Origin of the sequence: Curtobacterium sp. NPDC089991 (genome assembly GCF_044748425.1) — a bacterium.
Lineage (GTDB): Bacteria > Actinomycetota > Actinomycetes > Actinomycetales > Microbacteriaceae > Curtobacterium.
This window is the reverse complement of record NZ_JBIVGB010000004.1, coordinates 169,059-184,724: the sequence shown is the minus strand read 5'-3', so window position 1 is coordinate 184,724 and position 15,666 is coordinate 169,059. Positions and strand designations below refer to the sequence as shown.

At 68.7% G+C, this 15,666-nt stretch carries 11 protein-coding genes; 10 read left to right on the top strand and 1 reads right to left on the bottom strand.

Annotation, left to right across the window (positions count from 1 at the left end; translation table 11 throughout):
• Positions 1–181 precede the first annotated feature (181 nt).
• The 7 genes from ACIPV1_RS13040 (at position 182) to ACIPV1_RS13010 (ending at position 8,268) form a co-directional block, all read left to right on the top strand.
• Positions 182–1,354 (top strand): hypothetical protein, encoded by a 1,173-nt coding sequence (locus ACIPV1_RS13040; protein ID WP_402726565.1) that lies wholly within the window; start codon positions 182–184, stop codon positions 1,352–1,354.
• A 49-nt stretch (positions 1,355–1,403) separates the two neighbouring features.
• Positions 1,404–2,627 (top strand): hypothetical protein, encoded by a 1,224-nt coding sequence (locus ACIPV1_RS13035; protein ID WP_402726564.1) that lies wholly within the window; start codon positions 1,404–1,406, stop codon positions 2,625–2,627.
• A 10-nt stretch (positions 2,628–2,637) separates the two neighbouring features.
• A complete protein-coding gene (locus ACIPV1_RS13030; RefSeq protein ID WP_402726563.1) occupies positions 2,638–3,825 on the top strand; it encodes a glycosyltransferase family 4 protein in 1,188 nt (395 codons plus the stop codon).
• Positions 3,822–4,868 carry a hypothetical protein gene (locus tag ACIPV1_RS13025; RefSeq protein WP_402726562.1) on the top strand — a complete coding sequence of 349 codons (1,047 nt, stop codon included), beginning with the start codon at positions 3,822–3,824 and terminating at the stop codon, positions 4,866–4,868. Before ACIPV1_RS13030 ends, ACIPV1_RS13025 begins: the two co-directional genes overlap by 4 nt.
• Entirely contained in the window at positions 4,865–5,749 is an 885-nt protein-coding gene (locus ACIPV1_RS13020) for a glycosyltransferase (protein ID WP_402726561.1), read from the top strand. Before ACIPV1_RS13025 ends, ACIPV1_RS13020 begins: the two co-directional genes overlap by 4 nt.
• 54 nt (positions 5,750–5,803) lie before the next feature.
• Complete coding sequence (locus tag ACIPV1_RS13015) at positions 5,804–7,600, top strand: DUF4012 domain-containing protein (RefSeq protein ID WP_402726560.1); 1,797 nt, start codon at positions 5,804–5,806, stop codon at positions 7,598–7,600.
• Positions 7,601–7,707: 107 nt separating this feature from the next.
• Positions 7,708–8,268, top strand: coding sequence for a sortase (locus ACIPV1_RS13010; protein ID WP_123293616.1), 561 nt, complete (start codon positions 7,708–7,710; stop codon positions 8,266–8,268).
• Between the two features lie 64 nt (positions 8,269–8,332).
• Here the strand turns inward: ACIPV1_RS13010 and ACIPV1_RS13005 are convergent, their stop codons facing one another.
• Positions 8,333–8,803 (bottom strand): VanZ family protein, encoded by a 471-nt coding sequence (locus tag ACIPV1_RS13005; RefSeq protein WP_402726559.1) that lies wholly within the window; start codon positions 8,801–8,803, stop codon positions 8,333–8,335.
• A 260-nt stretch (positions 8,804–9,063) separates the two neighbouring features.
• Between ACIPV1_RS13005 and ACIPV1_RS13000 the strand changes: the two genes are divergently transcribed.
• The 3 genes from ACIPV1_RS13000 to ACIPV1_RS12990 all read left to right on the top strand — a co-directional run bounded on the left by ACIPV1_RS13000 (position 9,064) and on the right by ACIPV1_RS12990 (position 15,617).
• Positions 9,064–9,393 carry a hypothetical protein gene (locus ACIPV1_RS13000; protein WP_111086112.1) on the top strand — a complete coding sequence of 110 codons (330 nt, stop codon included), beginning with the start codon at positions 9,064–9,066 and terminating at the stop codon, positions 9,391–9,393.
• Between the two features lie 119 nt (positions 9,394–9,512).
• Entirely contained in the window at positions 9,513–9,842 is a 330-nt protein-coding gene (locus ACIPV1_RS12995) for a hypothetical protein (protein ID WP_181437589.1), read from the top strand.
• Between the two features lie 306 nt (positions 9,843–10,148).
• On the top strand, positions 10,149–15,617 hold the full coding sequence (locus tag ACIPV1_RS12990; protein ID WP_402726558.1) for an Ig-like domain-containing protein: 5,469 nt from the start codon (positions 10,149–10,151) through the stop codon (positions 15,615–15,617).
• The last annotated feature ends 49 nt before the right edge of the window (positions 15,618–15,666 follow it).

Sequence of the window (15,666 nt, the reverse complement as noted above, 5' to 3'; positions counted from 1 at the left end):
TCTAAAGGCCGAAAGACCCCTGTTCGGATGGATCTTCGTGGCAGAATGACCGAGCGCGGGACTGGCCAGGTCTGCCGCGGAAGGGGACCTGTTGCCACGTCAGACCGTTGCGGATCGTTCCGTAGTGGATCCGCGACGGGCCCCCGCGACCGTGACCCGTGCTGCCACCTTCGGTGTCACCGTGATCATGCTTGCGCAGTGGATCCTGCCGACTGTCGGTTTCGCACTGCTCGTGCAAGACCGTGGGCCGGTGCGCGGGACGGCTGTTGTGCTGCTCGCGCCGCTCGTATTCGCCGGTGGGGTGTTCCTCGCTAGTCGCATTGGTTCTCGAGGTCTGGTTGGGGAGCCGGACGAGCCGGCGTGGCTTCCCGCATTCCTCCGCGGTTGCATCTTGGTCCTGGGGGTGCTCGCGGTGTTGCACTTCTCCGCCGTCGGCATCCCGCTGCTGAGCAGCAGCGTCGAGACGAGCCGGTTCGACATCGGTTCGAGTGGGCTCGGGGGATTTCCGAGCCGTGCGGTCCTCTACGCTCTGCCGATCGCGGCGTTGATCGGCCTGGCAACCATCCGGGATTCCTCGAAACGCTCCGCGGTGACCCTTTGGGTCCTGTTCGCCGTGACCCAGGTCTTCCTCGGATTCAAGGGCGGCCTCATCGAGGTGCTCATCATCACCGCTCTCGGGCTGGCGATCCGGTACGGACGCCTCGGGCTCAAGCAGCTTGCCGGGTTCGCCGCCGGGGCAGTGGTGGCCGTCGGGTACGTCACGTACGTCGGCTCGAAATACCAGACGCTCGCCGGTTCGGACGCCGGTATCGCCTACGTGATACGGCGATCGACGAGCGACGCGATCATCGCCGGGTACACAGCGCTGACCGCTCGCCCAGTGGGGATCTCAGACCACACCTCAGTGCTGTTGCGTGACCTCGGCGTGCTCTTTGGCCGTTACCTGGGGACTGCCCCAGAGGGGTACTCCTTCGACGAGCTGGTCTCCTCGGTCGTAACAGGGACGCCGATTCAGCGAGGGGCCTTCCTCGTGCCGGTGACAGTGGGTGGACCCGTCTACCTGCTCTACAGCATGCCGGTCCTCGCTTGCGTCCTCGTCCTCCTCGCGCTCGGGGTCGTCTGGCGGTCGGCAGTCGTTCGTCTGCGACAGGCACGGGGTCCGTTGCTCACCGTGGGTGCTGGCGTGCTGGTGTACGGCATTCGCCTGTTCCTGATGAACGGCAACGGCGCCTACCTCCTGATCAACCTGACGTTCACGTTCGGGTTGTTGGTGATCTGCGCATGCATCGGTCACGTGTTTCTCGGACGGCGTCGAACACCGGCTGTCATCGCTGTGGGGAGACCGCTTCATTAGCTCGCAACGAATGCGCTTCGCCTTCTTCCAGGCTGGACCGATCGCGGTCGTGGGGACCACGCTCCTCGTGTGGCCGCTCCTCGGCCGGCTCCTGCCACCGGCTCCCGTCGGTCAGCTGTCTGGGGTCCTCGCGGTCAGCAGCATCCTGGCGCCGGTCGTCACGCTCGGCGCGCATCTGCACGTCGCGAACCGTCTGGCGAGGGAGCCCGTGAGGGCCGGTGGGGCCGACGGCCGTCTCGTTCGATTGCTGCTCGTTGTCCTGATCGCGGTCGCGGCGCTCAGCGTCATCGGCCTGGTGTGTGCGCCTGGCAGTTCGGTCCTTCGAGTGTCGGCAGTTGTCGCGGCAACCGGTTGCTCGATCCTGGGGCTCGGGGTGATCCGTGGCCTGAACAGAGCCGGTTTGTACGCCGCGGTGACGATCTGGTCGCAGTTCCTGTCACTGCTCCTGCTCTCCATGGTCGCCGGGATCACCGGTTCCCTCGACGCCGGTCTCATCGTCTACGTCGTCGCCTTGGTCCTGGGCACGGTCGTGGTCGTGCCACTCGTGAACCGGCAGCCTGACGTGGACACGCAGGGCCGCGCTCTGCGAATCGGCCTGCAGTCGCTCGGTCTCGTGCCGCACCTCGTGCTTGCGGTCGCCACTCTTCTCCTTGCGAGGATCATCGTCGGGCTGATCACCGGTCCGGTCGGACTCGCGGGGTTCCAGTACGCCTCGTTGCTGATCGGTGGAGTGACCACCATCGGGGCTTCTCTCGACGCGCACTGGTCCACCCGGGCTCAAGCAGCGGCGACTGCGTCGGAGCTGAGGAGCTTGCTCAACCGGAACCTCGTTCGGATCCAAGCAGTGCTCGTGGCCGTCGCGGCCGCAGTCGTGTTCTTCGTCTTCGTGTTCCTCCCCTTCTGGCTTCCGCCCACGTACGACGCCGACGCGGTCCGGGGCGCCGTCCTCGTCTCGCTCAGTGCCGGTTCGTTCCAAGCGCTCGCCGACAACAGAGCAGCGGCACTGATGTGGCTCGGGCGGTCCGGGGCGGTGTCGGTCGGGACGACCGTCGGCGTGGTCATCGCATCAGGAAGCTGCTTCCTGCTGGTCGTGACGTACGGCTGGGAGGCCGCAGGTGCTGCGATCGCGCTCGGGACCGCATCACGAGCGCTGATCACCTCTCTACTCCTCCGGCGCGCCGAGCCGGCTCTCGGCCTTGACCGCCCGGCCGTGATGGCCTCGACTGCCGCTGTTGGTCTCGTCCTCATGGCCGTTCTCCTCACGCAGATCTGAAGAAGGCGCAATGCGAATCCTGATGCTGACGAACAGCTACGTCGACCGGACCCGGGGCGGTGTCGAGCTGCACGTCTTCAACCTGGCCAAGGAGCTCGAGGCGGCCGGCCACGCGGTCACGGTAGGGCGAACCAGCCCGGGCGCGAGCCAGCTTTCGGTCGATGGACCCGAACTGTGGGTCATAGATCCCCACACGACCGCGACCGAGGGGCGCGCGCGGACCCGACGAAGCACCGGAAGTGGTCGGTTCCTCTCGAACTTCCTCGCTCGCGTCCAGATCGGTCGGCGGATCGGTCGGACGCTGCAAGGTGTGGACTTGGAGAAGCGATTCGACGTCATCCACCACCACGACTTCGTCACGAGTGCCGTCATCGCGCGACGGCTCCGTCGCACCGGTGTTCGGCAGGTCTGGACGAACCACCTCGGAGAGTTCCTCATCCTGCGTCGGATCCCCGTGGTTGGACGGTGGATCACGAGGTGGCTCACAACGCCGTTCCAAGCAGCGACGGGGCCATCGCAGGAGCTCGCAGACCAAGCGGCCGTGCGGTGTCCGATCCGCTACGTCCCCAACGGCGTCGACGTGATGACCTTCCGGCCGGCAAGTGGCGTCGAGCGCCAGGATCTCCACAACGAACTGGGCATTCCTGCGGCGGAGACCGTATGCATCGTTCCCCGTCGTTGGGCTCCGAGCAAGGGGGTGGTCTTCGCCGCCGAGGCGATCACGCTGCCGGAGTGGCCGACCGAGGTCGCCGTGGTGTTCGTGGGGGCCGGTGAGTCGGACTTCCCCGAGTACGCACAGGAGGTCCGGGGGCTCCTCGCGCACGCACGGTGCAGTGTCGCGGTCGTCGATTCGGTCGACGCCACGGGAATGGCGAGCTACCTCCGCGCGGCGGACGTGTGCGTCATCCCGTCGCTCCTGGAAGCAACCAGCCTCTCTGCGTTGGAGGCGATGGCGAGCGGACTTCCGCTCGTCGCGTCCGACGTCGGAGGGCTTCCCGAGCTCGTGAATGACCACACCGGCGTGCTCGTTCCTCCGCGTTCGCCACTCGAGCTGGCCAAGGCGGTGTCGCACCTCGTCGCGCTCCCTGTCGAAGCGCGGCTCGGCATGGCGGACGAGGCGAGGCACTTCGTCGAGCGGTCGTACGCGTGGTCGAACATCGCGAGCCGTATCAGCGAGATGTACGAGGGGGCATCGTGAGGATCGCCTATGTGTCACACGTGAGCAGCCGGTGGATCAAGCAGCGCCCGCACTTCCTGAGTGAGGCGCTCGGCCGCATTGAGGGCGTTGACATCGCCTTCTTCGACTCGCTGTTCGTCAAGCGCGGTCGGTTGGTCAGGGACCAGCGCCTTTCCGTGCCTGTACGGCACCTGCCCCTCGTCCCGCAGCGTCTCCGCGAGCGGCTCAAGGCAGCAGACGCTCTACTGAGTGCGGTGTCCGCCCTGCTTCTCCTCGTGCTCTGGCGGCCGCACGTTGTCGTTGTCACCCACGCGAGACACCAGCGCCTCGTCCGGGTGCTCCGTGCCGCGCGGGTGCGGATCGTCTACGACTGCATGGATCTCAACCGCGAGTTCTCCGACGCGACCCAAGCGGACATCGATGCAGAGCACCGGCTGAGGGCGGCGGCCGAAGTCGTGTGGTGCTCGAGTGCGGCCATCGCAGACGACATCGACTCGACGCACCCGGGGACGAAGACCCGGGTCGTGAGGAACGCCCTCGATCGAACGAGCGCAGAGTCGGTGTTCGCGGCGCCCGGTGCGGTCGAGGCCGGCGCAGTGCGGTACATCGGCACGGTCTCGGAATGGTTCCGGTTCGAGGACGTCCTCGCCCTGCTCGATGCTGCCCCTGATGTCCGAGTGGAACTCGTGGGTCCGGCCGACGTGCAGGTCCCGAGCCATCCGCGACTTGTGGCGATCGGCCCGAGGCCGCATGCCGAAGTCTTGTCGCTCATGGCGACGAGTGACGTCCTGGTGATGCCATTCGAGATAACTCCACTCGTCCTCGGCGTCGACCCCGTCAAGGTGTACGAGTACGTCGTCTCGGGGCGCCCAGTCGTGTGCTCCGACTACCCAGAGCTCGCCCACTTCGGCTCGGACATCTCACGGGTCGCCGGAACGGAGCCCTTCGTCAGTGCGGTCCTGGCGAGCAAGGGCGCTCCAGGTCGCACCCAGACGGACGTCCGGTTCTTCGTGGACCAGAACAACTGGGATACCCGAGCTCGGTCTGCCATGGGGGCGCTGTGAGCGCGGTCGCTGTCGTCATCGTCTCGTACCGGTCGGAAGTCGCCGCCGTCGCGGCGGCGCGGTCGGTGGCGTTCGATCCAGACGTCGTGAGCGTCACGATCGTTGACAACTCCGCGAGCGAGCAGCGACACGAGGTGTTCCCACTCGACGACCTCAGCGAACGTGTCGTCGTCGTTCGACCCGAGCGGAACCTCGGGTACGCCGGAGGCAACAACGTCGGGATCCGCGCGGCCATCATCTCAGGACACGAGTACGTCCTGGTGCTGAACCCCGATGTCGATCTGGCGCCAGGCACGGTCCGCTCGCTGGTCGAGGAGCTGGTGGGGTCGAGTGCGCACGTCGTGTCGCCAGCGCTCGCCGAGACACTGAGCGGCCGGGAGGCCGTGTTGCGTCGCCCGGGCTTCGACCTCCTGGTCGGTCGTGGGGTGCTCGAAGCGCCTCTCGGACGACGGTTCACCCCGACCTTCTTCGGCGCTGCCTTCCTTGCGAGGGCTCGGAGCTTCGAGCAGTTCGGTCTCCTCGATGAACAACTGTTCTTGTACTGCGAAGAGATCGAGTTCGTCGAGCGACTCGGCCGGCAAGGGGAACGGAATGTGTTCCGCGTGGCCGAGGACGTCATCGTCCGACATGGGAGGGGTGGCACGGTCTCTCCGGGCGGCTACGACGCGGGCGCTCGATCGACGATTGCCTACGAAGAAGCTTCGCGGTCGGTCGTCGTCTTCGGCAAGACGTACCATCCGATCCGGGTCTGGTTGTGGATGCTCGCACGTCTCGCGATGGCGGGTGGGCTGATCACCCGCAACCCTCCGGCAGCCCGAGCGGTCGTTCGCGGGGTCGTCCGGGGACTCCGCAGCCGAACGGTCAGACCGGACGGCCCATGAGGGTGCGCCGACGAACCCGCGAGTTCGACTTGCTGGCTTCCTAAGATGAGCACCATGTCTGACGCGCCGACCTCCCGACGCGCGCAACGCCGCTGGCTCCTGTGGGGCGTCCTCTTCATCGTCCTGCTCGTGATCGCCGCGGTCGCCTGGGTGACGATCCGCGGGGCGCTGGCGAAGCAGGACCTCGAGTCGTCCGTCGCACACGTCGACACCCTGCGGTCGCAGTTGGCGAAGAGCGACACCGCAGCTGCACAGCGCACGGCGGTGCAGCTCGAGTCGAGTGCCGCCGACGCCCGGGCGAAGACGAGTGACCCGGTGTGGGCCGTCTTCGAGCACACGCCGTTCATCGGGGGCAATCTCCGCGCCGTCCGCCAGGTGTCCGCGATCGTGGACGACGTGGCGAGTGACGCCGTCCGTCCGGTCGCCGGGGTCCTGGGCGACGTGGACGTCGACGCGTTCAAACCCGAGGACGGCAAGATCGACCTGCAGCCGCTCGTGGCGGCGCAGCCGGCGGTCGCGAAGGCGACCACCGCGCTCAGCAAGGCGACCAGCGCGGCCGACCAGATCGACACCGGTGACACCGTGTCGGCGGTGACGGACGCCGTGAACCAGCTCCGGGCCTCCTTGGCGTCTGTTTCGGAACAGGCGGCAGTCGCGGACAAGGTGGTGCAGCTGGCGCCGGCGATGCTCGGCGACGGTGGCGCGAAGCAGTACCTCGTGCTCTTCCAGAACAACGCGGAGCTGCGTGCCGGCGGGGGGATCCCCGGAGCGGTGGCGCTGCTGGACGTCAAGGACGGTGCGATCTCGCTGGGCCAGCAAGCGTCGACGTCGGACTTCCCGCAGGCCGACGAGCCAGTGCTGCCGCTGACCACGGAGACGCAGGGCCTGTACGGCTCGATCACGGGGGAGTTCATCCAGGACGTGACTCTGACGCCGCGGTTCGACACCTCGGCGAAGCTCGCCCGGGAGATGTGGAAGCGGCAGTTCGGGCAGCGGGTCGACGGCGTGCTGTCGATCGACCCCGTGACGCTCGGCTACATCCTGAAGGCGACCGGACCGGTGAAGCTCGCCACCGGTGACGAGTTGACGTCGGACAACGCGGTGCAGCTGCTGCTCAGCGATGCGTACGCCAAGTACCCGGACCCGGCGGTACAGGACCTGTTCTTCGCGTCCGCGGCAAGCGCGGTGTTCACGAAGGTGTCCGAGGGCGGCTTCGACCCGAAGGAGTTCATCGCGGCGTTGACGACCGGCGTTGACGAAGGGCGGGTCAAGCTCTGGAGCGCCGACAAGAGCGAGCAGTCGGAGCTCACCGGGACCGCCATCGCGGGTGGTCTGCCGACGAGCGACGCGAGCTCGCAGCGGTTCGGCGTCTACCTGAACGACGCCACCGGCGCGAAGATGGACTACTACCTCGAGAAGACCGTCTCGGTCGGCAGTGAAGTGTGCCGGAAGGACGGTCGACCGACGTGGACGGTCGAGGTCACGTTGACGAGCACTGCCCCGGCGGACGCGGCGACGAGCCTGCCGGAGTACGTCACCGGGGCCGGAGCGTTCGGCGTGGCGCCCGGCGCAGTTCGGACAAACGTCGCCGTCTACGCCCCCTCTTCAGGGGTGTACGTCACATCCACTCAGGATGGCAAGACTGCGTCCCCGCAGACGGCGACGGACGGCGACCATCCCGTCGCGCAGTTCCAGACCACCCTCTCACCAGGGAAAAGCTCGACGATCCGGGTCCAGTACCTCGGTGGTCCGGACCAGGGGCGAACGCCGGTCGACGCGATGTCGACCCCCGGAGTTCACCACTCGGTTACGCAACCCCTGGTCACCAGCTGTGAATCCCCGGTAGATTGAGCGAACTTCGCCATCGCGCCTGCAAGTACGGGGGGCTGATCGCACTTCAATCCGCCGGAGACATCAGGGTCCACGAGCGGAGACATCAGGGTCTAGGGGACACATCCATGAAGAAGATCATCGCTGCGGTCGTCCTGGCTGCTGCTGCGTTCGTTGCCGTTCCGTCCGCTGCCAACGCCGCCGGCTACGTGCCCGCGTCGAACGTCAGCGTCTCGGGTTCAGCCGTTTCCGGTGGCACCGCGACCGTCGGCTTCGCCGCCGGTTCGTTCGTCGCCAACGAGACGGTCTCCGTCTCCGTGACCGGTGCTGGCGCCGTCACGCTGGGCGCGCTGCCCATCACCACCGTCTCCAAGACCTACACGGCGTCGTCGACCGGTGCCGCTGCGGTCTCCGTCACGCTGCCGCAGGGCGCGTCGGGCACCTACTCGCTCACCGCGACCGGCGCCACCTCGGGCAACGTGGCCACCTCGGCCCTGACGGTCGTCCCGGCCGACGGCACCGCCGTCGTCCCGGCCGCTGCTGCCGGCACCAACGGCAACGGCGAGCTCGCCTTCACCGGTTCCACGATCTCGATGCTCGCGATCTGGGTCGCCGGCGGCGCCGTCGTGCTCGGTGGTGGCCTGCTGCTGGTCCGCACCTCGGTCCGTCGTCAGCGCGAGTCCGTCTGAGTCTCGAGCCACTGAACGAAGCCCCCGGAGCGCATCGCTCCGGGGGCTTCGTCGTGTCCGGGTGTCAGCGACGCCGTCGGTGCGCCGCCCACGACAGCACCAGCACCCCGAGCAGCGCGCCCAGAACCGCACCCAGACCGTTCGCCAGGACATCGGCCAGTGACGCGGTGCGCGCGGGTAGGAAGAGCGCCTGGCCGGTCTCGATGCCGACGCTGACGACCAGGCCCGCGGCCGCACCGGCCCACCACCACCGCGCTCCTGCGAGCAGCACCACGAGCAACCCGAGCGGGACGAAGAAGACCACGTTCGACAGCGACTCGATCGTGCCGTAGCCGAACCAGCCGGGGGCCCCGTGGCGATGGGCGATCGCGATCACCCGGTCGAGCGTCGGACCGGCTACCGCGTCGACGGGTGAACCCCAGAACCCGACGAGCACCACCGCGACGCCGTAGGCGGCGGCGAGCCACGTCGCGACCCGACGGCTGCGGCCGGTGGCCGGGGCGCGCCCTGGATCGTGGGGACTGTCGGAGGTCACCCGACCGACGGTAGTGAGTCGGGCCTCCCGGATGGGCGTCTCCGTCATTCCGTGACGCATCTCGGAGGTCCGGAAAACGAGTACCCCGATCTGACGCGTGTACCCCGGAAAGACGTCACACCACCCCGGAAACCCGGGGGACGCCGATGGGTCGCATTGACGGAACCCGTGAATCAACGGGCATCGCTGGCGGTTCGGGCCGTGGTTCTCGTAGCGTTCTGGTGTCAGCAGATGTACCCCGGATCGTGAAGGAGAGCGACATGAGCATCACCGTCAACAACGCGACGCAGGCCGAGGTCACCCTCGACACCGACACGGTCGACACCATCGCGATCCTCGAAGCCGACGCGGCGACCTCGACGCGTCCGACCCGCGCCAAGGTCACCTGGGTGCAGGAAGACCAGGGCGAGTGGATCGCCGGCTACGGCGGGTACTTCGGTGGCAGCGTCGACAAGCGCGACGGCCGCTTCGTCGCCTCGGACACCTTCGGCCTGGTCGTCGGTGAGTTCGCATCGCTGGAAGAAGCGCAGACCAAGCTCGAGGACCAGCTCCACGTCATGCTCCCGTCGGTCATCCGACCGGTCGAGTAGGCGTCATCGGCGCCACCGCACCGCCGGCGCCCGTCCCACCACGCACCATCGGCGTCCGCGACGCCCGCAGCACCAGCACGCAGCACGCAGCACGCAGCACAGCCCGAAGGAGCACCACCATGAGCATGACCGCCGATCACCACCAGCAGACCGAAGTGACGCTGGACACCCGGACGATCGAGGTCATCGCCGAGATCGAGGCGCAGGTCGTCGCCGACACCGCGCCGGCTCGCGTCCGCATCAGCTGGGCGCAGCCCGACACCGGGCTCTGGGTCGCCAACTACGGCGGGTACTACGGCGGCACCGTCGACCGGCAGGGCACGCACTTCTTCGTCGCCGACACGTTCGGCGAGTACGTGGGGGACTTCCGCTCCCTCGACGAGGCCAAGGGCCGTCTGGCCGAACGGCTGCACGTGCTGCTGCCCGACGTGATCCGCGCCACCGCCTGATCCGGACCACGCTCGAACCCCTGAAACCCCACCGGATCCCGGTGGGGTTTTGCTGTGCCCCGAGCGGGTGACGTGGGCCTGTGACGCGCCTACCCCCACAACGAGTGGTCCCCCCTATTGGGGACCCGTTCCGTCCCCACTTCGGTATCGAGACCTGCCAGTATCGACCCGGCGCCAACGACCGTTCTCCCTGAACCGACGGCTGTTGATCAGCGCCCGCATCGTCTCGACCCGAAAGTGATCATGCTGCCTGGAAACCAGGGCACCGCTGTGCCTCGACGCCGCTTCGGCGTCCGAACCGTCGCCATGTTCGGCGCTGCGCTGCTCGTCGGCGCCGGTCTCTCGACGACCACGGCGGTCATCGCCGCTGAGCCCGCCTCGGCCGTCACCGCGATCTCGAACGGTGCGCTGGTGTGCGACCAGAACACGCTCTACGCCATCGACGGCACGGGCAAGGTCGTCGCGGTGGACATCACCACGGGCGACTCCAAGGGCACGACCGCCGACGTCACGAACCTCGGCACCGGCGCGAACAACGGCCTCGGCATCTCACGTGAGGGCCTGTCGATGTTCGCCGCGTCGAACAACGTCAGCGCCACGCTCCGGCAGTACGACCCGAAGACCGGGACCGCGTCGGACCCGATCGCCACGGACAAGACGCGGACCGTGATCCGCGGTGCAGTCAACCCGAAGAACGGCATCTACTACTACGGCGACAACACCGGCTGGCTGGGTGCATACGACCCGGCGACCAAGACGTACCTCGGCCAGGTTGGACAGATCAACGGTCTGAAGTCCGGCAACGGTGACTTCGCGTTCAGCTCGCGCGGCCTGTTCTTCGTCGTGGCGGCCGACACGGTCTACCGCGTCAACACCGACGAGGTCCCGAGCACCTCGGGCAGCACGGTCATGACCACCTCCGCGATCGCGACCCTGCCGGCAGGCACCAGCAGCCCGGGCATCGCGTTCTCGTCCGACGGCTACCTGTACGTGTCGAACACCGTGACCGCGAACAGCGTCTCCACGACCACGATCTACCAGCTCGACCCCACCTCGGGTGCGCAGGTCCGCAGCTTCCCGATCGTCGGCAACTACGCCGCCAGCGACCTGGCCAGCTGCAACTACGCCGACACCGTCACCGGTGAGTCGAGCGTCGACAAGCGCTGGAACACGGGCGACCAGTTCGGCCTCGCCATCACCGGCGGCGGCATCGACCCCACCAAGAGCGGCACCTCGGCGACGACGACCGGCCAGAGCACCGGCACCCAGTCGCAGCGCGCCGGCGCCGTCCTGAGCACGCCGAACAAGGACTACACGGTCACGCAGACCGCCTCGGGCACCACCGACCTGGCGAACTACGACACGTCGTGGGTGGCGCTCAACCAGACCACCAGCGCGGTCATCGCGAAGGGCACCGGGAACACGGGCACCTTCACGTTCCCCGCCGCCACGACCGCCGACGGCACCGACGTCATGGTGACCTTCACCAACACGCTCAAGGCCGTCCACGTCACCACGACCTCGGACACCGGCAACACGCCGAACGGCACGAAGCTCACCGTGCCCGCGAAGGGCGTGTTGGCGAACGACAGCGGCACCGGCCTGTCCGTCGTGTCGAACACCACGCCCGCCCACGGCACCGCGACCGTGCAGCCCGACGGCTCGTACACGTACACGCCGGCCGACGGCTTCTCGGGCACGGACACCTTCCAGTACACGGCGAAGGACTCGTCCGGCCAGACGTCGACCAGCACCGTGACGATCACCGTCGCCCCGGCGGGCACCGACGACGCGTTCAGCGTGCACGCCGGTCAGACCGTGACGGCGGACGCCAAGACGGGTCTGCTCGCGAACGACCACGGCACCGGCCTGACGGTCACGGGCAACACGAAGCCCGCCCACGGTGACCTGACCGTCGAGAAGGACGGCTCGTACTCGTACACCCCGACCGCCGGCTACTCCGGCCCGGACTCCTTCACCTACACGGCGAAGGACGGCGACGGCGCGGAGATCTCCGGCACGGTCACCATCACGGTGCTGCCGACCGCGGTCGCCGACACGATCACCGCGACGGCGGGGGCCACCACCCCCGGCACCGCCCCCGGCCTGCTCGCCAACGACCTCGGCTCGGACCTGACGGTCACCGGCAACACCAAGCCCGCTCACGGTGACGTCGTCGTCGCGAAGGACGGCAGCTACACCTACACGCCCACGACCGGCTACTCCGGCCCCGACTCCTTCACGTACACCGTCACCGACGGCACCGGGGGGACCGACACCGTGACCGTGACCGTGAACGTCGCCCCGCTGGCGAAGGACGACACCGTCCGCGTCGCCGCCGGCACCACGTACACCGCCGACACCCGCGCCACCGGCGTCCTGGGCAACGACCTCGGCACCGGCCTGACGATCTCGTCGAACACGAAGCCCGCGCACGGCGAGCTCACCCTCGACAAGGCGACCGGTGCGATCACCTACACGCCGGCCGACGGCTTCTCGGGCACGGACTCGTTCCGGTACACCGCGACGGACACCGCCGGTGCGCCGACGACCGCCACGGTGACCATCACGGTCAACCCGACGATCGCGAACGACACCACGACGACGAGCGCCGGCACCCCGGTGAACGTCGACGTGCAGCACAACGACCGCGGCTCGGACCTGGTCACCACGATCGTCACCGGTCCGGCGAACGGCACCGCCGTGGTGGCCGAGGACGGCACCGTCGAGTACACGCCGACGGGTGACTTCTCCGGCACCGACTCGTTCACCTACACCGTGACCGACGGCTCTAAGGTCACCACCGGCCCGGCGACGGTCACCGTCACCGTCAAGCCGGTCGCGAACGGCGACACGGTGGCGACGAAGTCCGGCGAGACGCTGACCATCGCGCCGGAGACGCTCACCGGCAACGACAAGGGAACGAAGCTGACCGTCACCGACGCGGCCGCTGTGCCGGACGACGACGGCACGACGCACGGCGACGTCGCGATCGACCCGGCCACCGGCACGATCACGTACACGCCGAAGCCCGGCTTCTCGGGCACCGACACCGTCACCTACACGGTGCGGGACGACTCCGGCCAGACCACGACCGGCACGATCACCGTCGTCGTCGGCCCGATGGCCACCCCGGACACCGCGACGGCCACCGCTGGCACCACGCTGACCGTGGGCGGGGACGGCGACGACCGCACGGGCGTGCTCGCGAACGACGAGGGCACGAAGCTCACCGCCACGGTCGACCTCGAGCCCGCGAACGGCGACCTCGAGCTGGCGGAGGACGGGTCGTACACGTACACCCCGAAGGACGGCTTCTCGGGCACGGACACCTTCACCTACACGGTGAAGGACCCCTCCGGCGGGACGGCCACGGGTGTCGTGACCATCACGGTCGAGCCCGGCACCGAGCCGGACGAGATCACGGTCAAGGCAGGCGGCAGCAAGACGGTCACCTCGGCCGAACTGACCGGCAACGACCACGGCACCGGGCTGTCCGTGCTCGACATCCCCGTCGGCAAGAGCGGCACGAACGGCACCGCAGTCCGGAACGACGACGGCACCGTCACCTACACGCCGAAGCCGGGCTTCTCCGGCACCGACGAGTTCACGTACACGGTCACCGACCGCAACGGCCTCACGAACACCGGCACCGTCTCCGTCCGGGTCACCCCCGTCACGGCGGGTGGCTCCACGACCACCGACGCCGACGGTTCCATCACCGTCCCGGCCGACAAGGGTGTGCTCGACGGCGCCACCGGCACCGACCTGCACGTCACGGACAACACCGACCCGTCGCACGGTGACGTCGTCGTCGACAAGGACGGCGGCTACACCTACACGCCGAAGCCCGGCTACTCCGGCCCGGACTCGTTCGACTACACCGTCACCGACGGCTCCGGCGGCACGACCACCGGCACCGTGACGATCGTCGTCGCCCCGAAGGCCGTCGCCGACACCGCGACCACCACCGCCTCGACCCCGGTCGACGTCGTGGTCACGGGCAACGACTCCGGCACGAAGCTCACCGTCACCGCGGTCACCAAGCCCGGTCACGGCGAGGCCGCGATCACCGGAGGCGGAGCCGGAACCGGCAACACCGGCACCGGCACCGTCACGTACACGCCGGCCGACCGCTTCTCCGGCACGGACACGTTCACCTACACGGTGACCGACCCGACCGGCGGCACCGCGACGGCGACCGTCACGGTGACGGTCAAGCCCGTCGCCGTCGCGGACACCGTGCGCACCAGCGCCGGCACCGCGCTGGCGATCGCCGGCACGACGCTGACCGCCAACGACCACGGCACGACGCTCACGGTCACCGGCCACGGCGACGCCGCGCACGGCACCGTGACCAAGGGCACCGAGCCCGGGTCGCTCGTCTACCTGCCGAAGAAGGGCTTCTCCGGCACGGACACGTTCACGTACACCGTCACGGACGGCTCCGGCCAGACCACGACGGCGACCGTCACCGTCCTGGTCGGCACCATGGCGACCCCCGACACCGGCCGCACCGCCACCAACGGCACCGTGACCGCGACCGTCGGCACGGGCGTCCTCGCCGACGACGAGGGCACCGACCTGTGGGCGAAGCTCGACCGCAAGCCGGCACACGGCACCGTGGCGCTGGCGAAGGACGGCTCGTACGTCTACACGCCGGAGCACGACTGGTCGGGCATCGACACCTTCACCTACACGGCGATCGACCACGACGGCAACACCGCGACCGGCCTCGTGACGATCACCGTCACCCCGACGGCGACGAACGACAAGGCAGCCACGAAGGCCGGCAAGTCGATCACCGTCGCCGGCCCCGGCGTGCTCGGCAACGACCACGGCAGTGACCTGACGGTCGTGACCTCCGGCAAGGCGGGGCACGGCACGGTCTCGATCGCCGCGGACGGCACGTTCGTCTACACCCCGGCGAAGGGCTTCTCCGGCACCGACACCGTGACCTACCGGGCACAGGACGGCTCGGGTCAGCAGGTCGACGCCACGGTCACCGTCACCGTCGGCATCGACGCGACGAAGGACGCCGGCCACACCATCGCCGGCACGCCGATCGCCCGCGACGCCGCCCACGGTCTGCTCACCAACGACCAGGGCACCCGCCTCACCGCAGCGCTGGACCGGGGGCCAGCCCACGGCACGGTGACGGTCCAGCCCTCCGGCGCGTACGTCTACACCCCGGCCGCCGGCTTCACCGGCACGGACACCTTCACCTACACGGTGACGGACGCCTCGGGGCAGACCACCACCGCCACCGCCACGATGACGGTCGTCGCCGCCGCGGTCGCGAAGGACGACTCCGCCACCGGGACCGTCGGGCACCAGGTCACGATCGACCCGCTCGACAACGACTCCGCCTCGGGCGGCGCCACCTTCGAGACGGGCACCGTGCACCTGATCGACCCGGAGACGGGCAAGCAGTCCGACCGCGTCGTCGTCAGCCACGAGGGCACCTGGACCGTCCGCGACGGCAAGGTCGTCTTCACCCCGGCGAAGGGCCACACCGGCACCACCTTCATCGGGTACACGGTGACGGACAGCAACGGCCAGACGGTGACGGCGACCATCACGGTCACCTACCCGACCGGCATCGCGGCAGCGGTCCACACCGCGGAGCTCGCCTTCACCGGCGCGACCGGCCTCGTCGGCCTCGGCCTCGCGGCGATCGCACTGCTCCTGGCCGGCGTGCTGCTCGTGACGCGTCGCCGCATCGCGGCGGGCATCGCAGCCACCCCGGGGATCCGACGCAGCGCGCGTCCGTAACCACCGCGGTCGACCGGGAGGCCCGGATCACGTCAGCCGACAGGCGCAC

Excerpts from the sequence above, each read along its gene's own strand:
- ACIPV1_RS13015 (WP_402726560.1), top strand. The coding sequence starts at position 5,804 with ATGTCTGACGCGCCGACCTCCCGACGCGCGCAACGCCGCTGGCTCCTG.
- ACIPV1_RS12995 (WP_181437589.1), top strand. The coding sequence starts at position 9,513 with ATGAGCATGACCGCCGATCACCACCAGCAGACCGAAGTGACGCTGGAC.
- ACIPV1_RS13010 (WP_123293616.1), top strand. The coding sequence starts at position 7,708 with ATGAAGAAGATCATCGCTGCGGTCGTCCTGGCTGCTGCTGCGTTCGTT.
- ACIPV1_RS13030 (WP_402726563.1), top strand. The coding sequence starts at position 2,638 with ATGCGAATCCTGATGCTGACGAACAGCTACGTCGACCGGACCCGGGGC.
- ACIPV1_RS13000 (WP_111086112.1), top strand. The coding sequence starts at position 9,064 with ATGAGCATCACCGTCAACAACGCGACGCAGGCCGAGGTCACCCTCGAC.
- ACIPV1_RS12990 (WP_402726558.1), top strand. The coding sequence starts at position 10,149 with ATGTTCGGCGCTGCGCTGCTCGTCGGCGCCGGTCTCTCGACGACCACG.